The 22,864-nt window shown below is 69.6% G+C and carries 17 protein-coding genes; 6 read left to right on the top strand and 11 right to left on the bottom strand.

Features of this window, described 5'->3' with window-relative positions:
• Window positions 1-115: 115 nt before the first annotated feature.
• The 5 genes from tal (at window position 116) to pgl (ending at window position 6,199) form a co-directional block, all read left to right on the top strand.
• Window positions 116-1,228 (top strand): transaldolase, encoded by a 1,113-nt coding sequence (tal, locus tag ORG17_RS09385; RefSeq protein ID WP_214526216.1) that lies wholly within the window; start codon window positions 116-118, stop codon window positions 1,226-1,228.
• Window positions 1,228-2,826, top strand: coding sequence for a glucose-6-phosphate isomerase (locus tag ORG17_RS09390; protein WP_214526215.1), 1,599 nt, complete (start codon window positions 1,228-1,230; stop codon window positions 2,824-2,826). The genes tal and ORG17_RS09390 overlap by 1 nt, the downstream gene beginning before the upstream one ends.
• A 22-nt stretch (window positions 2,827-2,848) precedes the next feature.
• A complete protein-coding gene (gene zwf / locus ORG17_RS09395) occupies window positions 2,849-4,387 on the top strand; it encodes a glucose-6-phosphate dehydrogenase (RefSeq protein WP_027465683.1) in 1,539 nt (512 codons plus the stop codon).
• Complete coding sequence (locus ORG17_RS09400) at window positions 4,384-5,328, top strand: glucose-6-phosphate dehydrogenase assembly protein OpcA (protein WP_027465684.1); 945 nt, start codon at window positions 4,384-4,386, stop codon at window positions 5,326-5,328. The genes zwf and ORG17_RS09400 overlap by 4 nt, the downstream gene beginning before the upstream one ends.
• Window positions 5,329-5,428: 100 nt before the next feature.
• Complete coding sequence (pgl, locus tag ORG17_RS09405) at window positions 5,429-6,199, top strand: 6-phosphogluconolactonase (RefSeq protein ID WP_027465685.1); 771 nt, start codon at window positions 5,429-5,431, stop codon at window positions 6,197-6,199.
• Between the two features lie 821 nt (window positions 6,200-7,020).
• Here pgl and ORG17_RS09410 read toward each other — a convergent pair.
• From ORG17_RS09410 to uvrB, 11 genes are all read right to left on the bottom strand, one after another.
• Entirely contained in the window at window positions 7,021-7,389 is a 369-nt protein-coding gene (locus tag ORG17_RS09410) for an RNA polymerase-binding protein RbpA (RefSeq protein ID WP_027465686.1), read from the bottom strand.
• A 3-nt stretch (window positions 7,390-7,392) separates the two neighbouring features.
• Window positions 7,393-7,644 carry a preprotein translocase subunit SecG gene (secG, locus tag ORG17_RS09415; RefSeq protein WP_017887256.1) on the bottom strand — a complete coding sequence of 84 codons (252 nt, stop codon included), beginning with the start codon at window positions 7,642-7,644 and terminating at the stop codon, window positions 7,393-7,395.
• Between the two features lie 111 nt (window positions 7,645-7,755).
• Window positions 7,756-8,535 (bottom strand): triose-phosphate isomerase, encoded by a 780-nt coding sequence (gene tpiA, locus ORG17_RS09420; RefSeq protein ID WP_071244733.1) that lies wholly within the window; start codon window positions 8,533-8,535, stop codon window positions 7,756-7,758.
• 43 nt (window positions 8,536-8,578) lie between these two features.
• The gene (locus ORG17_RS09425) at window positions 8,579-9,796 is read right to left on the bottom strand and encodes a phosphoglycerate kinase (RefSeq protein WP_214526214.1); all 1,218 of its coding nucleotides are present in this window, start codon (window positions 9,794-9,796) and stop codon (window positions 8,579-8,581) included.
• A gap of 3 nt (window positions 9,797-9,799) precedes the next feature.
• Window positions 9,800-10,804 carry a type I glyceraldehyde-3-phosphate dehydrogenase gene (gene gap, locus ORG17_RS09430; protein ID WP_214526213.1) on the bottom strand — a complete coding sequence of 335 codons (1,005 nt, stop codon included), beginning with the start codon at window positions 10,802-10,804 and terminating at the stop codon, window positions 9,800-9,802.
• A 270-nt stretch (window positions 10,805-11,074) separates the two neighbouring features.
• The gene (gene whiA / locus ORG17_RS09435) at window positions 11,075-12,055 is read right to left on the bottom strand and encodes a DNA-binding protein WhiA (protein WP_027465690.1); all 981 of its coding nucleotides are present in this window, start codon (window positions 12,053-12,055) and stop codon (window positions 11,075-11,077) included.
• A 75-nt stretch (window positions 12,056-12,130) separates the two neighbouring features.
• Window positions 12,131-13,030, bottom strand: coding sequence for an RNase adapter RapZ (gene rapZ / locus ORG17_RS09440; protein WP_214526212.1), 900 nt, complete (start codon window positions 13,028-13,030; stop codon window positions 12,131-12,133).
• A gap of 103 nt (window positions 13,031-13,133) precedes the next feature.
• Window positions 13,134-15,164, bottom strand: a complete 2,031-nt coding sequence (gene uvrC, locus ORG17_RS09445; RefSeq protein WP_214526211.1) for an excinuclease ABC subunit UvrC — start codon at window positions 15,162-15,164, stop codon at window positions 13,134-13,136.
• Entirely contained in the window at window positions 15,165-18,206 is a 3,042-nt protein-coding gene (uvrA, locus tag ORG17_RS09450; RefSeq protein ID WP_250892085.1) for an excinuclease ABC subunit UvrA, read from the bottom strand. It lies immediately after the preceding gene.
• Between the two features lie 48 nt (window positions 18,207-18,254).
• A complete protein-coding gene (locus ORG17_RS09455; RefSeq protein WP_214526210.1) occupies window positions 18,255-19,172 on the bottom strand; it encodes an SDR family NAD(P)-dependent oxidoreductase in 918 nt (305 codons plus the stop codon).
• Window positions 19,162-21,234: an excinuclease ABC subunit UvrB gene (gene uvrB / locus ORG17_RS09460; RefSeq protein WP_027465695.1), complete on the bottom strand. Its 2,073-nt coding sequence runs from the start codon at window positions 21,232-21,234 to the stop codon at window positions 19,162-19,164. The genes ORG17_RS09455 and uvrB overlap by 11 nt, the downstream gene beginning before the upstream one ends.
• Window positions 21,235-21,404: 170 nt before the next feature.
• On the opposite strand from uvrB, the gene ORG17_RS09465 reads away from it, so the two are divergent.
• Window positions 21,405-22,733 (top strand): MFS transporter, encoded by a 1,329-nt coding sequence (locus ORG17_RS09465; protein WP_214526209.1) that lies wholly within the window; start codon window positions 21,405-21,407, stop codon window positions 22,731-22,733.
• Window positions 22,734-22,864 lie beyond the last annotated feature (131 nt).

Raw genomic sequence — 22,864 nt, forward strand, 5'->3', positions numbered from 1 at the left:
CCGGATCCGGCCCTTCTTCCGGGAGGCCCGGCTCGGTTCCGCCACGGGCCTCCCGTCCCCGAAACCCCGACTCACGGTCCTCACGGACCCGTCGATGAAAGAAGAAGAGAAACACATGGCTGAGAACACCCCCACCGCCGCCCTCTCCGCGGTCGGCGTGAGCATCTGGCTCGACGACCTCTCCCGCGAGCTCCTCGAGACCGGCAAGCTCACCGAGCTCATCGAGCAGAAGAACGTCGTCGGTGTGACGACCAACCCGACGATCTTCGCGTCGGCCCTCGCCAAGGGCGAGCGCTACGACTCGCAGGTCAAGGAGCTCGCCGCTGCGGGCATCGACGTCACCGACGCGATCTTCGAGATCACCACGCAGGACGTCGCGAACGCCTCCGACGTCTTCAAGCCGATCTACGACGAGACCAAGGGCTTCGACGGCCGCGTCTCGATCGAGGTCGAGCCGGGCCTCGCGCACGACACCGCCAAGACCATCGAGCAGGCCAAGTTCCTGTTCGAGAAGGTCGGCAAGGAGAACGTCCTCATCAAGATCCCGGCGACGCTCGAGGGTCTCGAGGCGATCACCGAGGTCATCGGCGCCGGCATCTCCGTCAACGTCACCCTGATCTTCTCGCTCGAGCGCTACCGCGCCGTCATCGACGCCTACCTGGGTGGGCTCGAGAAGGCCAAGGCCGCCGGCCACGACCTCTCCAAGATCCACTCGGTCGCGTCCTTCTTCGTGTCGCGCGTCGACTCCGAGATCGACAAGCGCCTGGACGCCGTCGGCACCGACGAGGCCAAGGCCCTCAAGTCGAAGGCCGGCATCGCCAACGCGCAGCTCGCGTACCAGGTCTGGACCGAGGCGTTCGCCTCCGAGCGTGCCCTCGGCCTGCTCGAGTCCGGCGCCAACACGCAGCGTCCGCTCTGGGCCTCGACCGGTGTCAAGGACCCGTCGCTCCCCGACACGCTCTACGTGACCGAGCTCGCCGCCCCGAACACCGTCAACACGATGCCGGGCAAGACGCTCGACGCCACGTTCGACCACGGTGAGATCCACGGCGACGCCATCGCCGGCACGTTCGACCAGGCGCAGCAGGTCCTCGACCAGCTCGCCGCACAGGGCGTCGACTACGACGAGGTCGTCGCACTGCTCGAGAAGGAGGGCGTGGACAAGTTCATCGTCTCCTGGGGCGAGCTCGTCGACACCGTCAAGGCAGCGCTCGAGGGCGCCAAGTAGTGACGGTTTCCATCGCAGCCAGCGGCGACGCCGCGCGGGCCATCGAACAGGTGGTCCCGCGGCTCGTCGCTGACCTGGTGGCCTCGGGCATCACCGCCCAGGACGCCGATCTGTGGGGAACCGTCGCCGAGGCCGAGGCGTCGAAGCGCCTCGGCTGGGTGGAGGCCGTCTCGGTCTCCCGCCCGCTCGTCGCCGAGGTCACCGCGCTGCGCGAGTCGCTCCGTGCCGAAGGGGTCGACCACGTCGTCCTCGCCGGCATGGGCGGCTCGTCCCTCGCACCCGAGGTCATCACGCGCACCGCCGGCGTGCCCCTCACGGTCCTCGACTCGACCGACCCCGCACAGGTCCGCGCGGCCGTGACGACCGACCTCGAGCGCACGGTGCTCGTCGTCTCGTCGAAGTCCGGCTCGACGCTCGAGACCGATTCGCAGCGTCGTGTCTACGAGCAGGCCTTCCGCGACGCGGGCATCGACCCCGCCCGCCGCATCGTCGTCGTCACCGACCCGGGTTCCGCGCTCGAGGCCGCTGCGATCGACGCCGGGTACCGCGTCTTCACCGCCGACCCCACGGTCGGCGGCCGCTACTCCGCGCTCACCGCCTTCGGCCTCGTGCCGTCCGGGCTCGCGGGAGCGGACATCGCCGAACTCCTCGACGAGGCCGACGCGATCTCCGCGCTGCTCTCGGTCGACCTGGACGAGAACCCCGGGCTCGTGCTCGGTGCGGTCCTCGCCGGCACCGAGCCGCTGCGCGACAAGATCGCCATCGTCCCCGACGGCACGCACATCGTCGGTTTCGGCGACTGGGTCGAACAGCTGATCGCGGAGTCGACCGGCAAGGACGGCCGTGGCCTGCTGCCCGTCGTGCTGCACACGGACTCCCCCGAGGTCACCGCCGGCCTGCCCGACGTCCAGGTCATCCGCCTGGTCGGTTCGCGCGAGGACGAGCGTCACGTGGCCGAGGGCGAGGTCGAGATCACCGGCACGCTCGGTGGCCAGATCCTCGTCTGGGAGTACGCCGTCGCGGTCGCCGGTCGCCTGCTCGGCATCAACCCGTTCGACCAGCCCGACGTCGAGGCCGCCAAGGTCGCGACCCGCGCGCTGCTCGACGACCGCCCCGCTCCGGCCGAGCCGGCGTTCTCCGAGGACGGCATCGCCGTCCGCGCGACGCCAGGACTCGCGGTCGGTGCGACGCTCTCGGAAGCCGTGTCGGGCCTCCTGTCCGCACTCGACCCGACCGGCTACGTGTCGGTGCAGGCGTACGTCGACCGCACCACGAACAGCGGACTCGAGTCGCTGCGTGACGCGATCGCGGCGCGCACGGAGCGCCCCGTGACCTTCGGGTACGGTCCGCGGTTCCTGCACTCGACCGGCCAGTACCACAAGGGCGGCCCCGCCACGGGAGTGTTCCTGCAGATCGTGGCCGACGAAACAGACGACCTGGCGATCCCGGGTCGGCCGTTCACGTTCGGGCAGCTCCTCCGGGCCCAGGCTGCCGGCGACGCGAGTGTCCTCGCGGAGCACGGCCGGCCGGTCCTCACCCTCACCACGTCGGACGTCCACGCCGCCACCGCGGCGATCGCGTCCGCCGTCTCCCACTGACTCGTAAGGAGTTCACCGACTCATGTCACCGGTGGCAATCACCCCGGAGCACAACCCGCTCCGGCTGCCGACGGATCGTCGACTGAACCGGATCGCGGGACCGAGCACGCTCATCATCTTCGGCGTGACGGGCGACCTGTCACGCAAGAAGCTGATGCCCGCGGTCTACGACCTGGCCAACCGGGGGCTCCTGCCCCCGGGGTTCGCGCTCGTCGGGTTCGCTCGTCGCGACTGGGAGGACCAAGACTTCTCCCAGCTCGTCCACGACGCCGTCAAGGAACACTCCCGAACCCCGTTCGACGAGGACGTCTGGCGTCAGCTCGAACAGGGCATCCGCTTCGTACAGGGCTCGTTCGACGACCCCGAGGCGTTCCGCGAGCTGAAGCGCACCGTCGACGACCTCGACGCCGAGCGCGGGACGCTGGGCAACCACGCGTTCTACCTGTCGATCCCGCCGAAGATGTTCCCGGTCGTCACCGAGCAGCTGAAGCTGTCCGGGCTGACCGAGAAGCGCGAGGGCTCCTGGAGCCGCGTGGTCGTCGAGAAGCCGTTCGGCTCCGACCTCCGCACCGCGCGCGAGCTCAACGCGATCGTCGAGAGCGTCTTCGCGCCCGACGACGTGTTCCGCATCGACCACTACCTCGGCAAGGAGACCGTCCAGAACCTCCTGACGCTCCGGTTCGCGAACCAGATGTACGAACCCATCTGGAACTCGAACTACGTCGACCACGTGCAGATCACGATGGCCGAGGACATCGGCGTCGCCGGACGTGCCGCGTACTACGACGGCATCGGTGCGGCGCGCGACGTCATCCAGAACCACCTGCTGCAGCTCCTCGCGCTCACCGCGATGGAGGAGCCCGTCTCGTTCAAGGCCGCCGACCTGCGTGCCGAGAAGGAGAAGGTGCTCTCCGCCGTGCGCCTGCCCGAGGACCTGTCGACCGCCACCGCCCGCGGGCAGTACGACGGCGGATGGCAGGGCGGCGAGAAGGTACTCGGCTTCCTCGAAGAGGCCGGGATGAACCCCGAGTCCGGCACCGAGACCTACGCTGCGATCAAGCTCGACATCGCCACGCGCCGCTGGCAGGGCGTCCCGTTCTACCTGCGCGCCGGCAAGCGTCTCGGTCGTCGTGTGACCGAGATCGCGATCGTGTTCAAGCGCGTCCCCGAGGACGTCTATGGCAACACGCAGTCCCCGCTCGGTCAGAACGCGCTCGTGATCCGTGTCCAGCCGGACGAGGGCGTCACGCTCCGCTTCGGCTCGAAGGTCCCCGGCGTCGGCACCCAGGTGCGCGACGTGACGATGGACTTCGGCTACGGCCACGCGTTCACCGAAGCATCCCCCGAAGCGTACGAGCGACTCATCCTCGACGTGCTCCTCGGTGACCCGCCGCTGTTCCCGCGGCACCAGGAGGTCGAGCTGTCCTGGAAGATCCTCGACCCCATCGAGGAGTTCTGGGCCACGCAGGGCCAGCCCGAGCAGTACCGTCCCGGCACGTGGGGCCCGGCATCCGCCGACGCCCTGCTCGCCCGCGACGGTCGGACCTGGAGGCGTCCGTGAAGATCGACATGCCCGACACCACGGTGTCGAAGATCCAGAAGAAGCTCGTCCGCATCCGCGAAGAGGGCGGCGCCGTCGCCCTCGGCCGCGTGCTGACCCTCATCATCTCGACGGCCCTCGGCCACGAGGAAGAGGCGATCGAGGCGGCGAACGAGGCGTCCCGCGAGCACCCGATGCGCGTGATCATCGTCTCGAAGAACAGCGGTGACACGAAGTCCCCCGGCCGCCTCGACGCGCAGATCCGCGTCGGTAGCGACGCGGGGGCGAGCGAGGTCATCGTCCTCCGTGCGTACGGCGAGACCGCGACCGACGAGGAGAGCCTGGTCACCGGCCTCCTGCTGCCGGACGCACCCGTCGTCGCCTGGTGGCCGCAGACCGCTCCCGAGCAGCCCGCGGCGTCGGCCCTCGGCCGCATCGCGCAGCGACGGATCACCGACGCGGCCGCGCAGAAGGACCCGAACGGCGCGATCGAGGCGCTCGGTGCGTCCTACGTGCCGGGTGACACCGACTTCGCGTGGACCCGGCTGACCCTGTGGCGGAACCAGCTCGCCGCGGCGCTCGACCAGCCGCCGTACGAGCCGATCACCGCGGTCGAGGTCTCCGGAGCATCCGACAGCCCGTCGACGATCCTCCTCGCCGCCTGGCTCCAGCTGCAGCTGCAGGTACCGGTGTCCGTCGTCACGTCGCCGCGCGCGACCGGGTCGAGCGGCATCCACGGTGTGAAACTCGTGCGCGAGTCCGGCACCATCGAGCTCGAGCGCTCCCTGGTGGACGTCGCCACGCTCTCGATGCCCGGGCAGCCGACCCACGACCTGTCGCTGCCACGCCGCAACCTGCGCGACTGCCTGGCCGAGGAACTCCGTAGACTCGACCCGGACGTCCTCTTCGGAGACGTCGTCAAGCACGGGGTGCCCCAGCTGCGCGAGACCATCGCCCGCTGATCAACACCCCACACGGTCGGGCCGCCTGTCTGGTGCAGGCGGCCCGACCGGACCGAAGGCGGTCGGACGACCGGTCGGCCGCCACGAACACGGGAGTCACGTGACCAACGAACGGCGGGTGCTCGTGCACCCGGACAAGCAGGCCCTCGGCGCTTCGGTCGCCGCACGCTTCATCACCAAGATCATCGACGTGCTCGACGAGCAGGAGCGTGCCGACATCGCGATCAGCGGTGGCTCGGTGTCCTCCCTGGTCCTCGCCGCGATCGGCCAGTCGCCGGCGCGTGAGAGCGTCGACTGGTCGAAGGTGCACGTCTGGTGGGTCGACGAGCGCTGGGTTCCGGCGGACGACGCCGACCGCAACACGATCGGCACGCAGACCGACTTCTTCGACCACGTCGACATCCCCGCGTCGAACATCCACCCGATGCCGGCGTCGGACGGCGGGCTCGACATCGAGGCCGCTGCGACCCAGTACGAGCGCGAGCTGCAGGACGCCGCGCCCGAGGGTGCCGTCGCTCCGCGCTTCGACATCACGCTGCTCGGCGTCGGTCCCGACGGACACACCGCCTCGCTCTTCCCGGAGTTCCCGCAGCTCACCGTCACCGACCGTGCCGTCGTGTCGGTCGACGACTCCCCCAAGCCGCCGCCGCAGCGTCTGACCGTCACCTTCCCGGTGATCAACGCCTCGCAGCGCGTCTGGGTGATCCTCTCCGGTGCCGAGAAGGCCTCGGTCCTCGGGCTGGCCCTCGCGGGTGCGTCGATCGAAGACGTCCCCGTCGGTGGCGTGCAGGGTCGCAAGCGCACGGTCTTCTTCGTGGACCAGGACGCCGCGCGCGACGTCCCCGAGAACCTGATCGCGTCGACGTACTAGACGCGAGTTCATGACGGACGGGAGGCCCGGTGCCAGCTGGTACCGGGCCTCCCGTCCGTCTGTGGTCGCGCCCACTGCCGGCGCCGATCGGTCGCGACACCCCGCCAGCGTGACGCCGAGTGGTCACGAACTGTCGGCCGCGGACGCCCCAGGCGACAGAACGTGCCACCACGGCGCACCACACACGGCATGTCGTGACCACTCGGCGAACCAGCACTCGGCGCGGCACCCCGGCGCTGAGTGGCCGCGACACCCCGCCAGCGTGACGCCGAGCGGTCGCGACACCCCGGCGGCACCACGCCGAGTGGTCGCGAACTGTCGGCCGCGGGCGCCCCAGGCGACAGAACGTGCCACCACGGCGCACCACACACGGCATGTCGTGACCACTCGGCGAACCAGCACTCCGCGCGGCACTCCTGCGCCGGGACCCCTGCGCCGAGCGGTCGCGACACCCCGGCTGCGCGACGCCGAGGGGTCACGAACCGTCGGCCGCGGACGCCCCAGACGACAGAACGTGCCACCTCTACCCACCGCAGGCGGCGTGTCGTGACCACTCGGCGTACCGGCTCTCCGCGCGGCTCCCGGCACGGCACTCCGACGCCGAACGGTCGCGACACCCCGGCGGCACGACGCCGAGTGGTCACCAACTGTCGGCAGCGGGCGCCGCAGGCGACAGAACGCGCCACCACGGCGCACCGCACGCGGCGTGTCGTGACCACTCGACGAACCAGGCACCCGCGCGCAGAGCGCTGCCGGCGCTCCCCAGGACGCACGAAGGCCCCCGCACCATCGGTGCAGGGGCCTCCGTCAGCGTGAGTTCGCTAGGCCTTCTTCGCCGCGGTACCGCGACGCTCCCGGAGCTGCTGGAGCGCGTCCTCGAGGAGCTGCGCGGCCTCTTCCTCGGTGCGGCGTTCCTTCACGTACGCGAGGTGGGTCTTGTAGGGCTCCGTCTTGGAGACCACAGGAGGGTTCTCCTTGTCGCGCCCGGCCGGCAGACCGCTCGACGGCGAGTCCACCGTCTCAGGGATCTCCTCGTCGGGCAGGTTCGCGGCGAAGTACCGCACGACCTCGTTGCCCAGGGCGTCCCAGTACGAGATCGCCACGCGCTCGGCCTGGACCCCGCGGTCCTGTTCGCCCATCGGGCCCGCGCCGACGCGAGACCCTCGGATTGCACTGCCTCCACTTGCCATGGATCAGACCCCCGCCGTGAACTTGTTGATGAGACCGAGCACGATGATGGAGACGATCCAGACCAGACCGAGGATCACCGTGATGCGGTTGAGGTTGCGCTCGGCCACGCCGGACGCACCGAGGTTGCTCGTGACCCCACCGCCGAACATGTCGGAGAGGCCACCACCGCGGCCCTTGTGCAGCAGGATGAGGAGCGTGAGCAGGAGGCTCGTGATTGCGAGCAGGACCTGCAGCACGACGGAGAGTATCGCCACGACGTACCTTTCGTGTCAGTCAGCCGTACCAGTGTACCGGCCGCGCGGAGCACGGCCGGTACCTGGACGGGAGTGGTGCGGGCGACTGCCCGCGACGAGGTCGCCTGTGGACTACAGCCCGACGTGCTGACGGAACCGCGCGATGGCCGCGAACTCCTGCACGTCGAGCGAAGCGCCACCGACGAGCGCGCCGTCGATGTCGGGTTCGCGGAGGAAGCCCGCGATGTTGCCCGACTTGACCGAGCCGCCGTAGAGCACCCGGGTGTCGGCAGCAGCCTGGTCGCCCCAGGCTGCGGCGATGCCACGACGGATGGCCGCACACTCGTCCTGCGCCTGCTCGGCCGTGGCCGCCTGGCCGGAGCCGATGGCCCAGACGGGCTCGTACGCCACGACGATGTCGGCGGGCTTCACCGCGTCGAGCACGACACGGAGCTGCTCGACCGGCACGACGCCGGCGCCGCGCTCCTCGCGCTGCTCGCCGGTCTCGCCGACGCACACGACGGGGACGAGACCGTGCTTGACGGCCGCTGCGGTCTTCGCTGCGACGACCTCGTCGGTCTCACCGTGCAGCGTGCGCCGCTCGGAGTGGCCGACGATGACGTACTGGGCGTCGAGTGCCGCGAGGAACGCGCCGGAGACGTCACCGGTGTAGGCGCCGGAGTCGAACTGCGACAGGTCCTGCGCACCGAAGTGGATCGGAAGCTTGTCGGCCGAGATGAGCGTCTGCACGCTCCGCAGGTCGGTGAACGGCGGGAACACCGCGACCTCGACGTCGTCGAAGTCATGCCGGGCGTCCTTGAGCGTCCACGCGAGCTTCTGCACGGTGGCGATGGCCTGGAGATGATCGAGGTTCATCTTCCAGTTGCCCGCGATCAGGGGGACGCGGTTCATGCTGCGTCTCCCAACGCGCGACGGGCGATCAGTGGCGTCCGGGTCATGCGGTCCACCCCAGTGCTTCGAGACCGGGCAGCGACTTGCCCTCGAGGAACTCGAGGCTCGCACCGCCACCGGTCGAGATGTGGCCGAACTGGTCGTCCGAGAAGCCGAGCGACCGCACGGCGGCAGCGGAGTCGCCACCACCGACGACACCGAGGCCGTCGACCTCGGTCAGCGCCTGCGCGACGGTCTTCGTGCCGGCGGCGAAGGCCGGGAACTCGAACACGCCCATCGGGCCGTTCCAGAACACCGTCTTCGAACCCGAGACGGCCGAGGCGAACCGCGCTGCGGTCTCCGGGCCGATGTCGAGGCCGATGCCGTCCGTGCCGAACGACGAGGACTCGATGGCGTCGGCCGCCACCGTCTCGTGGTCGGCGTCGGCCGCGAAGCCGGAGGCCACCACGACGTCGGTCGGCAGGTCGATGGTGACACCGAGCTCCTTCGCCCGCGAGAGGTACTCGCGGACGACGTCGAGCTGGTCGGCCTCGAGCAGCGACTTCGCGACGCCGTGGCCCTGGGCCGCGAGGAACGTGAAGAGCATGCCGCCACCGATGCAGAGGGTGTCGACCTTCGGCAGGATGTGGTCTATGACTCCGAGCTTGTCGCTGACCTTCGAGCCGCCGAGCACCACCGTGTAGGGGCGCTCCGGGTCCTTGGTCAGTCGCTCGAGCACGCGGAGCTCGGTCTCGATCAGCGCACCGGCTGCACTGGGCAGTGCGGACGCGAGCTCGTAGACCGAGGCCTGCTTGCGGTGCACGACACCGAAGCCGTCGGAGACGAAGGCGTCGCCGAGGGCGGCGATGCGGTCCGCGAAGGCACCGCGCGTGGCGGCGTCCTTCGAGGTCTCCTCCGGGTTGAAGCGGAGGTTCTCGAGCAGCAGGACGTCGCCGTCCTCGAGGGCCTCGGCCGCGGCGGTCGCTTCGTCGCCGACGGTCTCGCCGACGAACGTGACCTCTTTGCCGAGCAGCTCGGAGAGCCGCTGGGCCACCGGTGCGAGCGAGAACTCGGGCTTGGGCTCCCCGTCGGGGCGGCCCAGGTGCGAGATCACGATGACGCGTGCGCCGGCGTTGACGAGGGTGTTCAGCGTGGTCAGCGACGCGCGGACACGGCCGTCGTCCGTGATGGTGCCGTCCTGGAGCGGGACGTTCAGGTCACAACGGACGACGACGCGCTTGCCGGCGAGGTCGCCGAGGTCCTCGAGGGTGCGGAGGGCCATGTGTTACAGACGCTCGCCGACGTACTCGGTGAGGTCGACGAGGCGGTTCGAGTAGCCCCACTCGTTGTCGTACCACGAGGTGATCTTCACGAGGCCGCCGATGACCTTGGTCAGGCCGGAGTCGTAGATCGAGGAGTGCGGGTCCGTGGTGATGTCGGTCGACACCAGCGGGTCCTCGCTGTAGAGCAGGATGCCCTTGAGGGAGCCCTCTGCGGCCTCCTTGTAGGCGGCGTTGATCTCGTCGACGGTGACCTCGGACTTGGTCTCGAGGGTGAGGTCGGTGATCGACCCGGTGGGGACCGGGACGCGCAGCGCGAAGCCGTCCAGCTTGCCGGCGAGCTCGGGGAGCACGAGGCCGATGGCCTTCGCAGCACCGGTCGAGGTCGGCACGATGTTCAGCGCGGCGGCACGGGCACGACGGGGGTCCTTGTGCGGGCCGTCCTGCAGGTTCTGGTCGGCGGTGTAGGCGTGCACCGTCGTCATGAGGCCACGCTCGATACCGAACTTGTCGTGGAACACCTTGGCGAGCGGCGCGAGGCTGTTCGTGGTGCAGGACGCGTTCGAGATGATGTGGTGGTTCGCGGGGTCGTACTGACCCTCGTTCACGCCGAGCACGATGGTGACGTCGTCACCCGAGGCCGGAGCGGAGATGATGACCTTCTTGGCACCGGCGTCGATGTGCTTCTGCGCATCGGCGGCCTTGGTGAAGAAACCGGTCGACTCGATGACGATGTCGACGCCCAGCTCTCCCCAGGGGAGGTTGGCGGGATCGCGCTCGGCGAGGACCTTGATGGCCTTGCCGTCGACGACGATGTTGTCGCCGTCGAGCTCGACGGTCGCGGGGAGCTTGCCCGTGATGGAGTCGAACTTCAGCAGGTTGGCGAGCGACGCGTTGTCGGTGAGGTCGTTCACCGCCACGATCTCGAGGTCGGAGCCCTTCGCGAGGGCGGCCCGGAAGAAGTTACGGCCGATGCGGCCGAAGCCGTTGATACCGATCTTGACGGTCAATGGATCTCCTGGTGAGTGTGGAGCGCCCAGGGGGCGCTGCTTTCGGGAGTCGCGCACCCTGGCGGGCCCGCGTGTGGTGGACGATACGCCCCGTAACGTCGCCGTAACGACCCTAGCAGTCGGACACTGCGTGCCCGAGCGGGATGACGGTCCGTCCGGACGGTCGCCGACCAGGCCGGGAACGGGTCCGGGAACGGGTCCGGGAAACGGACGGGAGGCGCGGTGCCAGCTGGCACCGCGCCTCCCGTCCGCAGGGTCGACAGACCGCGCTCAGGCCCCTTCGAGCTCCTCGGGAACGCTCGCTTCGGTGCCCGGGATGCCAAGGTCGGAGGCCCGCTTGTCGGCCATCGCCAGCAGGCGACGGATGCGGCCGGCGATGGCGTCCTTGGTCATGGGCGGGTCCGCGTGCTGGCCGAGCTCGTCGAGCGACGCGTCGCGGTGCTGCAGGCGCAGCGTGCCGGCGTACTGCAGGTGGTCGGGGACCTCGTCGCCGAGGATCTCGAGCGCACGCTCGACCCGGGCGCAGGCGGCCACGGCGGCCTGCGCGGAACGGCGGAGGTTCGCGTCGTCGAAGTTGACCAGGCGGTTCGCGGTCGCGCGGACCTCGCGACGCTGGCGCATCTCCTCCCAGTCGGCGGTGGTGCGCGCGGCACCCATGACGGTCAGCATCTGACCGATGGCCTCGCCGTCGCGGATGACGACGCGGTGCACCCCGCGGACCTCGCGGCCCTTGGCGGCGACCCCGAGACGCGACGCGGCACCGACGAGGGCCATCGCGGCCTCGTTGCCGGGGCAGGTGACCTCGAGCGCTGCGGCCCGACCCGGGTCGGTCAGGGTGCCGGAGGCCAGGAAGGCGCCGCGCCAGATGGCGGCGAGGTCCTCACGGTTGCCCGTGGTGAGGCGGTTCGGCAGCCCGCGGACGGGGCGGCGACGGGCGTCCATCAGGCCGGTCTGTCGGGCGAGGGTCTCCCCCGCCTCGAGCACGCGCACCAGGTAGCGGGTGCCACGGCGGGCGGACGCGGACGACCCCACCGAAGCCTCGCTGCGCACGCCGTAGAGCTCGGCGAGGTCCTTGCGGACCCGGTGCACGATGATCCGGGTGTCGAGCTCGACCTCGACCGCGATGCGGCCCGAGATGACGTGCAGACCACCTGCGAACCGGAGGATCGTGGCCAGTTCGGCGGCGCGGACCGTGTTGCGGTTCACGGCGACCCTGGCCAGTTCGTCCTTGACCTCGGCAGTCAACGGCACAGCATCATTCCTAACGTTCGTTCAGTGGTTCCCGCAGATCCGGCGGCACGGGCGTGGGAGCGGCCGGAGGGACGGTCACTCCCGGCCGAGATCTCGGTTCTTCACACGCACGGCGACGCCTGGCATCCCGCGGAGGAGGTTCGCCAACTCGGCGACGATGGCGACCGAGCGGTGCTTCCCGCCGGTACAGCCGATGGCGATCGTAGCGTGTCTTTTGTTCTCGCGCTGGTACCCCTCGAACACCGGCTCGAGGACGGAGGCGTAGCGATCGACGAACGGACGGGCTCCGGCCTGGGCCAGGACGTAGTCCGAGACCGGCTGGTCGAGCCCGGTGTAGGGCCGCAGTTCCGGCACCCAGTAGGGGTTCGGGAGGAACCGCACGTCGGCCACCATGTCGGCGTCGGCGGGCAGTCCGTACTTGAACCCGAAGCTCATCAGCGTGACCTGGACACCCACGAAGTGCTCGTCGGCGAAGTGCTCGATCACGGTGTTCGCGAGCTGGTGGATGTTGAGGTCGGAGGTGTCGATCACCACGTCGGACGCCTCGCGGAGGCCGGCGAGACGCGCCCGTTCGCGGGCGATGCCGTCGAGCAGGGTGTCCTCGCCCTGGAGCGGGTGGGGTCGACGGACCTGCTCGAAGCGCCGGACCAGCACGGCGTCGGTGGCCTCGAGGAACAGCACCCGGACGCGCGCGGACGTGCTCGAGCGGACCTGCTCGACCGCGTGCTCGGGGTCGGTGAAGAACCGCCCGCCTCGGACGTCGACCACCGTGGCGATCTTCGGGATCTTCTCCCCCGCGCGGTCGGCCAGCTCGGTCAGCGGGGCCAGCATCTGCGTGGGCAGGTTGTCGACGACGTACCAGCCCAGGTCTTCGAGGGCCTTGCCGACGGTGGACCGCCCGGCACCGGACATGCCGGTGACGATGAGGATGTCGTGCTGCGACGCGTGGGTGGTCGCGGTGGCGCTGTCGGTCATCTGGGAGTGGGCTCCGTCGTGGCGGCCCGGGCGCGTCGCCCGGGGAGGTCTCGGCTGCCGGACCAGGCTACCGCCCGGTGACGGCCGGGAGGCGCGGGGTTCGTCACGACGGTCGCTGCGGACCGTCGTCGGTCACCTCGGGGACCCGCACGGGGCCTCCGGGATCGGTGACGGGTACGGTGTCCGCGATCGCGTCGGCGTCCGGTTCAGGGGCGCTCGACGCGCTCGTGGCCGGTGCGCTCGTCGGCGTCTGGGCCAGCTTCGAGACCACGGCGGCAGCGGTCGCCGGGCCGATCCCGTTCACCTCGCCGATGTCCTCGGCCGTGGCCTCGCGCAGCCGGGCGACCGAACCGAAGTGCTTCAGCAGGGCGTTGACGCGGCTCGGGCCGAGACCGGGGATCTCGGACAACCGCGACCGGACGTCCCGCTTCCGCTTGCTGCGCTGGTGGGTGATCGCGAACCGGTGCGCCTCGTCGCGGATGCGCTGGATGAGGAAGAGCGCCTCGGAGTTGCGGGGCAGGATGACCGGGAAGTCGTCGTCGGGCAGCCAGAGCTCCTCGAGCCGCTTGGCGATGCCGACCAGGGCGATGTCGTGCACGCCGGCTTCGTCCATCGCGCGCTTCGCGGCCTGCACCTGGGGCTGGCCGCCGTCGACGATGAGCAGCTGCGGACGGTACGCGAACCGTTTCGTCGGCTTCGACCCCTCGACGACCTCGTCGGTCGTGACGTCCGGGACGTCCGGCAGCTCGGCGTCCTCGTCCAGCCGCGCCAGGCGCCGTGAGAGCACCTGGTACATGCTGTCGGTGTCGTCGGTGGTCTCGGCGATCGAGTACCGGCGGTACTGGTCCTTGCGCGGCAGACCGTCCTCGAACACCACCATCGACGCGACGACGTTCGTCCCCTGCAGGTGCGAGATGTCGTAGCACTCCATGCGGAGCGGCGCCTCGGTCATGCCGAGGGCGTCCTGGATGTCGGCCAGTGCCGCGGCCCGGGTGGTGTAGTCGGCCGAACGCTTGGTCTTGTAGAGCATGAGCGCCTGCCCGGCGTTCTGCGCGGCCGTCCGCGCGAGACCGGCACGATCGCCGCGCTGTGCCGTGCTGAGCTTCGTGCCGCGCCCGTTCCGACGCTTGCTGAGCCACTCCTGGAGCGCGTCCGCGTCCTCCGGCAGTTCGGGGACGACGACCTCGCGCGGGGGCTCGTCGGTGACGTAGACGCCCTGCACGATCTGCTCGACGAGGTCGCCCGTGGCGATGTCGAGCTCCTTGTCGACCACCCAGCCGCGGACACCGCGGATGCGGCCACCACGGACGGAGAACAGCTGCACGGCCGCGGCGAGCTCGTCCTCCGCGATGCCGAACAGGTCGAGGTCGACCGAGTCGCGGAGCACCACGGCGGACTTCTCGAGCACGGCTTCGAGCGCCTCGACCTGGTCGCGGTACTTCGCGGCCTGCTCGTACTGCATCGCGTCGGCCGAGGCCCCCATGCGCTGCCGGAGCTCGGTGATGACCCGACGGTCGTACGAGTTCATGAAGCGCACGAACTCCTCGACGAGGGCACGGTGCTCCTCGATGGTGACCTTCTGCGAGCAGGGGCCCCCGCACTTGCCGATCTGCCCCGGGAAGCACGGGCGGCCCGTCTGCATCGCCTTCTTGTACGACGAGTCCGAGCACGTCCGGATCGGGAAGACCTTGATCATCAGGTCGATGGTGTCGTGCACCGCCCAGATCTTCGGGTACGGACCGAAGTACTTCGCGCCCTTGATCTTGCGGTTGCGCGTCACCATCACCCGCGGCGCCTCGTCACCCAGGGTGACCGCCATGTACGGGTACGACTTGTCGTCGCGGAACTTGACGTTGAACGGCGGGTCGAACTCCTTGATCCAGGTGTACTCCAGCTGGAGCGCCTCGATCTCGGAGCCGACCGTCGTCCACTCGACACTGCGCGCCGTCAGGACCATGCGCCGCGTGCGCTCGTGCAGGGTCGGCAGCGGCGCGAAGTAGTTGCTCAGCCGGGCGCGGAGGTTCTTCGCCTTGCCGACGTAGAGCACCCGACCGGCTTCGTCACGCCAGCGGTAGACGCCCGGGTCGGTCGGGATCTCCCCCGCCTTCGGACGCCACGGGACGGTGTCCGCCACCTAGCGAGCACCCGCCTTCTGCTTGCTCGCCTTCTTGGTCGTGCCCTGCTGCTTCTGGGTGGCCTGACGTGCGCCGACCGCCTGCTGCTTGCCGATCCGGGCGTCCTGCGCGTCGAAGATCTCGCGCAGGAAGACACCGGTGTGGCTCTCCGGCACAGTCGCCACGTGTTCCGGGGTGCCCGTCGCCAGGACCGTCCCGCCGCCGGAACCGCCCTCAGGACCCATGTCGATCAGCCAGTCGGCGGACTTGATGACGTCGAGGTTGTGCTCGATCGTGATGACGGTGTTGCCCTTGTCGACCAGGCTCTGCAGCACGAGGAGCAGCTTGCGGACGTCCTCGAAGTGCAGACCGGTGGTCGGCTCGTCGAGCACGTAGACCGTGCGGCCGTTCGAGCGACGCTGCAGCTCGGTGGCGAGCTTGACGCGCTGCGCCTCGCCGCCGGAGAGCGTGGTCGCGCTCTGGCCCAGGCGCACGTAGCCGAGACCCACGTCGACGAGGGTCGCCATGTACCGGTGGATCGCCGAGATCGGCTCGAAGAACTCGGCCGCCTCGCTGATCGGCATGTCGAGGACCTCGGAGATGTTCTTGCCCTTGTAGTGCACCTGGAGCGTCTCGCGGTTGTAGCGCGCACCACCGCAGACCTCGCACGCGACGTAGACGTCGGGCAGGAAGTTCATCTCGATCTTGATCGTGCCGTCGCCCGCGCAGTTCTCGCAGCGGCCGCCCTTGACGTTGAAGCTGAAGCGGCCGGGCTGGTAGCCACGGGTCTTGGCCTCCTGCGTCTCGGCGAACAGCTGACGGATGCGGTCGAACACGCCCGTGTAGGTCGCGGGGTTCGACCGTGGCGTACGGCCGATCGGTGCCTGGTCGACGTGCACGACCTTGTCGAGCTGGTCGAGGCCCTTCACCCGGGTGTGCTTGCCCGCGATGTGCCGTGCGCCGTTGAGCTGGTTGGCGAGCACCTTGTACAGGATGTCGTTCACCAGCGTCGACTTGCCGGAACCGCTCACGCCCGTGACCGCGGTGAACACACCGAGGGGGAAGTCCGCGTCGACCGACTTGAGGTTGTTCGCGCGGGCACCCTGCACGGTGATGGCACGCTTCAGGTTGACCTTGCGGCGCTCGGCCGGCACCTCGATCGCGCGTCGGCCGGCGAGGTAGTCACCGGTGATCGACTCACGGTTCTCGATGATGCCCTCGTACGAGCCGGAGTGCACGACGTTGCCGCCGTTCACACCGGCGCCCGGGCCGATGTCGACGACCCAGTCGGCCGTGCGGATCGTGTCCTCGTCGTGCTCGACGACGATCAGCGTGTTGCCGAGGTCCTTGAGCTTGACCAGGGTGTCGATGAGTCGACGGTTGTCGCGCTGGTGCAGGCCGATGCTCGGCTCGTCGAGCACGTAGAGCACACCGGTCAGCCCGGAGCCGATCTGCGTCGCGAGTCGGATGCGCTGCGCCTCGCCGCCGGACAGCCCACCGGCACCACGTGCCAGCGTGAGGTAGTTCAGGCCGACCTCGAGCAGGAACTCGAGCCGTGCGCGGATCTCGCGGAGGACCGCCGCGGCGATGTGCGCTTCACGGTCGGTCAGCGTCAGCTCGTCCATGAACGAGTACGCGTTGTCGAGCGACATGTCGGTGACGTCCGCGATGCTGCGGTCGTTGACCGTCACCGCGAGCACCTCGGGCTTGAGACGGGTTCCCTCGCACACCGGGCACGGGACCTCGCGCAGGTAGCCCTGGAAGCGCTGCCGCTGCGAGTCCGACTCGGCCTCGGCGAACTTGCGCTCGATGTAGGGCATGACGCCTTCGAACCCGCTCGTGTACCGCATCTCGCGGCCGAAGCGGTTGCGCCAGGAGACGGACACCTGGAAGTCCTTGCCGGTCAGGATCGACGCCTGCACCGCGGGGTCGAGCTGGTTCCAGGGGGTGTCGAGCGAGAAGCCGAGCTCCTTGCCGAGGCCGCCGAGCAGCTTCTCGAAGTAGGAGTACAGCCCGCTCGTCCCGGTCCACGGCAGCAGGACGCCGTCACGCAACGAGGCCTCGGGGTCGCCGAGCACCAGGTCGGGGTCGACCGACATGCGCGTGCCGAGGCCGGAGCACTCGGGGCAGGCACCGAACGGCGCGTTGAACGAGAACGTGCGCGGCTCGATCTCGGTGAGCGCGAGCGGGTGGTTGTTCGGGCAGGAGAGGTTCTCGGAGTAGGTCCGGACCGCTCCGGGCCCCTCGTGGTCCACCAGGTCGATGCCGACGGTGCCGTCGGTCAGGCGCAGGGCGGTCTCGAGCGAGTCGGTGAGACGACCGAGGATGTCGTCGCTCGCCACCAGGCGGTCGACGATGACCGAGATGTCGTGCTTGACCTGCTTCTTCAGCTTGGGCGGGTCGCTGAGCTGGATGCGCTCCCCGTCCACGATCGCGCGGGCGTAGCCGGACGCCGCGAGCTCCTGGAAGAGGTCGACGAACTCGCCCTTCTTCTTCGAGATCACGGGTGCGAGGACCTGGAAGCGGGTGCCGGTCTCGAACTGCATGAGCTGGTCGGCGATCTGCTGCACGGTCTGCTTGCTGATCACCTCGCCACACGTCGGGCAGTGCGGGACCCCGATGCGCGCCCAGAGCAGACGCATGTAGTCGTAGACCTCGGTGATCGTGCCGACCGTCGACCGCGGGTTGCGGTTCGTCGACTTCTGGTCGATCGACACCGCCGGCGAGAGCCCCTCGATGAAGTCGACGTCCGGGCGGTCGACCTGGCCGAGGAACTGGCGCGCGTAGGCGGACAGCGACTCGACGTACCGGCGCTGCCCCTCGGCGAAGATCGTGTCGAACGCCAGCGAGGACTTGCCCGAGCCGGACAGGCCGGTGAAGACGACGAGCGAGTCGCGCGGGATCTCGAGGTCGACGTCACGCAGGTTGTGCACGCGCGCGCCGCGCACGCTGAGCGTGGAGGTGCTGTGCGGTGCGGTCCCGCCGGGGAGGTGGAGGTCAGCGGGCTCGCCGAAGGCGTTCCGGCCCGACGTCGAGGTACCGGGGTCAGAGGTGATGGTCATCGTCGTCGATTCTACGAAGCGGCACCGACATTCGGCCGGGATGGAGGGTCAGACGAGTGCGTCGAGAGCGAACGCGACACCGGATGCGCGCTCGCTCGCCGCCCAGAGCTGGGCTGCGACCGTCCGGTCGTGCGCCCGTGGTTCGGCCGCGACCACCGTGGCCGGGCCATGGAGCTGCATCCAGCCCGCCGGGCCCCAGTACTCCCCCGAGCGCACGTCCGCACCGACGGCAGCGTGCACGAGCGGCTGGGCGCCGACGTCCTTGCCCTGGGCGACGATGCGCTGCGCCGGGCGGATCCACTCGGGTTCGGGTCGCGTCGGGCTGACGTCCGGGCGGGCCGGGGACAGTCGGTCGAGCGACAGGCCGGGGTGTGCGACGACGCTCGACACGGACGACCCCGAGTCGGCCAGTCGTTGGGCGAGCTCGAAGCCGAACAGCATCACCGCGAGCTTGCTCCTGGCGTACTGGCGGTGACTCGAGTACCGACCGACCCCGAGCGGATCGGTCGCGTCGAGCTGTGCGAACCGGTGGGCGATCGACCCGAGGTGCACGACCCGGCCGGCTCGTCGTTCGAGCAGGGGCAGGACCAGGGCGGTCCACGCGAAGTGTCCGAGGTGGTTCGTGCCGATCTGCAGTTCGGTGCCCTGCGCCGTGCTCCCCTGCGTGGACGCCCCGACGACCCCGGCGTTGTTCACGACCGCGTCGACGCCGTCGGGTTCCAGCGCGGCGAGTTCGTGGGCGGCCGCGTCGACCGAGTCGAGGTCGGCGAGGTCGAGGTGGACGTGGGCGAGCGAGGCCCCGTCGACGTGCCGCCGGATGCTGCGCTCGGCGGCCTCCGCCCGGTGGCGGTCGCGCGTGGCCAGCACCACACGGTGCCCCGCCGCGGCGAGCTGCTCGGCGGCGTGGTACCCGAGCCCGGCACTCGCACCGGTCACGACGACCGTGCGGGCGCCGTCAGCTGACATGCCCGGCCGACTCCATCTGGCGCAGGGCCTTCTTCAGGTCCTGCACCTCGTCGCGCAGTCGCGCCGCGAGCTCGAACTTCAGCTCGGCCGCAGCCTGCAGCATCTGGTCGTTCAGGTCAGCGATGGTGGCACCGAGCTGCGTCGCGCCCTCGCCCGCGATGCCGCCGCGCTTGAGGTTCGGCGTGGGCGACCGACGGCCGTCACTGCCTGGGCGACCCTGCAGGAGGGCCTTCGTGTCGTCGTTCTCGCGCTGCAGGACCTCGGTGATGTCGGCGATCTTCTTGCGCAGCGGCTGGGGGTCGATACCCCGCTCCAGGTTGTAGGCGACCTGCTTCTCACGACGGCGATCGGTCTCCTCGATCGCGGTCTTCATCGAGTCGGTCATCTTGTCGGCGTACATGAGCACCTGGCCCGACACGTTGCGGGCAGCGCGACCGATCGTCTGGATGAGCGACGTCGACGAGCGGAGGAAGCCTTCCTTGTCGGCGTCGAGGATCGCCACGAGCGACACCTCGGGCAGGTCGAGGCCCTCGCGCAGCAGGTTGATGCCGACGAGCACGTCGTAGACACCCTGCCGCAGCTCGGTCAGCAGCTCGACGCGCTTGAGGGTGTCGACGTCGGAGTGCAGGTACCGGACGCGCACGCCCGCGTTCCCGAGGAAGTCGGTGAGTTCCTCGGCCATGCGCTTCGTCAGCGTGGTGACGAGGACGCGCTCGTCCTTCTCGACCCGCTGCTTGATCTCCTCGAGCAGGTCGTCGATCTGGCCGTCGCTCGGCTTGACCACGATCTCGGGGTCGATCAGGCCGGTCGGGCGGATGATCTGCTCGACCACGCTGTCGGTGACACCGAGCTCGTAGCGCCCGGGGGTGGCCGACAGGTAGACCTTCTGCCCGACGCGCTCGAGGAACTCCTCCCACTTCAGGGGGCGGTTGTCCATCGCGCTCGGCAGGCGGAACCCGTGCTCGACGAGGGTGCGCTTGCGCGAGGCGTCGCCTTCGTACATCGCGCCGATCTGCGGCACGGTGACGTGCGACTCGTCGATGACGATGAGGAAGTCGTCGGGGAAGTAGTCGATCAGGCAGTGCGGTGCTTCGCCCGGACCACGGCCGTCCATGTGCCTGGAGTAGTTCTCGATGCCCGAGCAGAACCCGATCTGCTCCATCATCTCGATGTCGAAGGTGGTGCGCATCCGGAGGCGCTGGGCCTCGAGCAGCTTGCCCTGGCCCTCGAGTTCGGCGAGCCGTTCCGCGAGTTCTTCCTTGATGGAGGCGATCGCCCGGTGCATCACGTCGGTGTCCGCGACGTAGTGCGAGGCCGGGAAGATCGACACGGCGGGCAGGTCGTCGATGACGTTGCCGGTGAGGGGGTGCAGCGACGAGAGCGCTTCGATCTCGTCGCCGAACATCTCGATGCGGATCGCGTGCTCTTCGTACATCGGGATGATCTCGATGGTGTCGCCGCGCACGCGGAACGTGCCCCGGGCGAAGTCGACGTCGTTGCGCTGGTACTGCATGGCGACGAACTTGCGGACGAGCTGGTCGCGCGAGATCGTCTGGCCGACGTGGAGCGCGACCGATGCGTTCATGTACTGCTCGGGGGTGCCGAGACCGTAGATGCAGGAGACGGTGGACACCACCACGGTGTCGCGCCGGCTGAGCAGCGAGTTCGTCGTGGAGTGCCGGAGCCGTTCGACCTCGGCGTTGACCGAGGAGTCCTTCTCGATGAAGGTGTCCGTCTGCGGGACGTACGCCTCGGGCTGGTAGTAGTCGTAGTACGAGACGAAGTACTCGACCGCGTTGTTCGGCATCAGGCTGCGGAACTCGTTGGCGAGCTGCGCCGCGAGGGTCTTGTTGTGCGCGAGCACCAGCGTCGGCCGCTGCACCTGCTCGATGAGCCACGCGGTCGTCGCCGACTTGCCGGTACCGGTCGCACCCAGCAGCACGACGTCGGTCTCACCGGCGTTGATCCGCCCGGCGAGTTCCGCGATGGCCGCGGGCTGGTCGCCACTCGGCGAGTACTCGCTGATGACCTCGAACGGACGCACCGCTCGGGTCGGTTCGATCGCAACACCCATGGGGACAACGGTAGTCGGCACCCCTGACACCGAGGCCCCCTGCTCGCCCTCGGCGTATTGTCCGCTGCAAGCAGGCTCCAAGGCGACTGATGGTGGCCGGGCATACCGTCCGATCCGTTCAGTCACCCGACTCCTTCCCGCTCCCCCGAAGAGGCCTCATGACCACGGCGACCCCGGCCGCACCGATCAAGGGCACCCCGTTCCGCGGACGCATCCGCGGGCGCGTGCTCGTCCTGCTCTGCTGCATGTACGCGATCTCGTACATCGACCGGACGAACATCTCGACCGCGCTGCCGCACATCACCGAGGAGTTCGGGTTCAACGAGGCGACCGCCGGCCTCATCGTCTCCGCGTTCTCGTTGCCGTACGCCCTGCTGCAGGTGTTCGGCGGCACGATCAGCGAGAAGTTCGGCCCGCGCAGGGCGCTCTTCGTCATCACGGTGATCTGGGGCGTCGCGACGCTCTGGACCGGGTTCGCGGTCGGCTTCTGGACCCTCTTCGCCGCACGTGCCCTGCTCGGGCTGAGCGAGGCCGCCGCGTTCCCGACGGCCACGCAGGCGATGAGCCGGTGGATCCCCCGCGACCGGAACGGCTTCGCGCAGGGCGTGGTGCACTCCGCGGCACGGCTCGGCAACGCCCTGGCGCCGCTCATCGTCGCCTGGGTGATCGGCGCGACGGGCAGCTGGCGCTGGGCGTTCTTCGCCACCGCGGTGCTGTCCCTGGCGTGGGCCGTCGTCTGGTTCGTCTGGTTCCGCGACAAGCCCGAGTCCGCGAAGGGCATCACGCAGGTCGAGCTCGCCGAGCTCCCGCCGGTCGAGACCCGCGCGACCCGTCCCCCGGTGCCGTGGCGGCAGATGGCGAAGCAGATCCTGCCGGTCACCTTCGTCGACTTCGGGTACGGCTGGACGCTGTGGGTGTTCCTCACGTGGCTCCCGACGTTCCTCAGCTCCATTTACGGCCTGGAGATCGGCGACTTCGCGCTGTTCACCACCCTCATCCTGCTGGCCGGTGTCGTCGGGGACACGGTCGGTGGGATGCTCAGCGACCGCATCATCCACCGCGGCGGGAACACCAGGAACGCCCGCCGGACCATCCTGGTGATCGGGCTCGGCGGCTCACTCCTCTGCCTCATCCCGCTCGTGATCGGGCAGGGCCTGCTCGTCGCGACGATCTCGCTGGCCCTGTCGTTCTTCTTCCTCGAACTCTGCAACGCCAACCTCTGGGCGATCCCGATGGACGTCGCGCCGCAGTGGTCCGGCACGGCCTCGGGCTTCATGAACACCGGGTTCGGCATCGCCGGTGTGGTCTCGCCCATCGTGTTCGGCCTGCTCATCGACGCCTCGGGCTGGCAGGTGCCCTTCGCGCTCTCCTGCGTCCTGCTCGGAGCCGCGGCCGTCGTCGCCTGGTTCATGAAGCCGCAGCGGCTGACCTCCACCGACGGCGTGCTCGAGATCGGCACCCCGAAGGCCGAGCAGCGCCCGGCCTGACGGGCGACGCGCGGAACGTGCGCCGGCCCTGGTGGTCCGCACGCGACGGCCGGGAGGCGCGGGTCGGGCCCGCCACGTGCCTCCAGGCCGCCCGCCCCGCGTCCACCGCCCCGCACGGCTGGTGCGAGGTT

The organism is Curtobacterium flaccumfaciens pv. betae, from assembly GCF_026241855.1.
Taxonomy (GTDB): domain Bacteria; phylum Actinomycetota; class Actinomycetes; order Actinomycetales; family Microbacteriaceae; genus Curtobacterium; species Curtobacterium flaccumfaciens.

Excerpts from the sequence above, each read along its gene's own strand:
- tal (WP_214526216.1), top strand. The coding sequence starts at position 116 with ATGGCTGAGAACACCCCCACCGCCGCCCTCTCCGCGGTCGGCGTGAGC.
- zwf (WP_027465683.1), top strand. The coding sequence starts at position 2,849 with ATGTCACCGGTGGCAATCACCCCGGAGCACAACCCGCTCCGGCTGCCG.
- ORG17_RS09410 (WP_027465686.1), bottom strand. The coding sequence starts at position 7,389 with ATGGCAAGTGGAGGCAGTGCAATCCGAGGGTCTCGCGTCGGCGCGGGC.
- tpiA (WP_071244733.1), bottom strand. The coding sequence starts at position 8,535 with ATGAACCGCGTCCCCCTGATCGCGGGCAACTGGAAGATGAACCTCGAT.
- ORG17_RS09425 (WP_214526214.1), bottom strand. The coding sequence starts at position 9,796 with ATGGCCCTCCGCACCCTCGAGGACCTCGGCGACCTCGCCGGCAAGCGC.
- rapZ (WP_214526212.1), bottom strand. The coding sequence starts at position 13,030 with ATGACCGACAGCGCCACCGCGACCACCCACGCGTCGCAGCACGACATC.
- uvrA (WP_250892085.1), bottom strand. The coding sequence starts at position 18,206 with ATGACCATCACCTCTGACCCCGGTACCTCGACGTCGGGCCGGAACGCC.
- ORG17_RS09455 (WP_214526210.1), bottom strand. The coding sequence starts at position 19,172 with ATGTCAGCTGACGGCGCCCGCACGGTCGTCGTGACCGGTGCGAGTGCC.
- ORG17_RS09465 (WP_214526209.1), top strand. The coding sequence starts at position 21,405 with ATGACCACGGCGACCCCGGCCGCACCGATCAAGGGCACCCCGTTCCGC.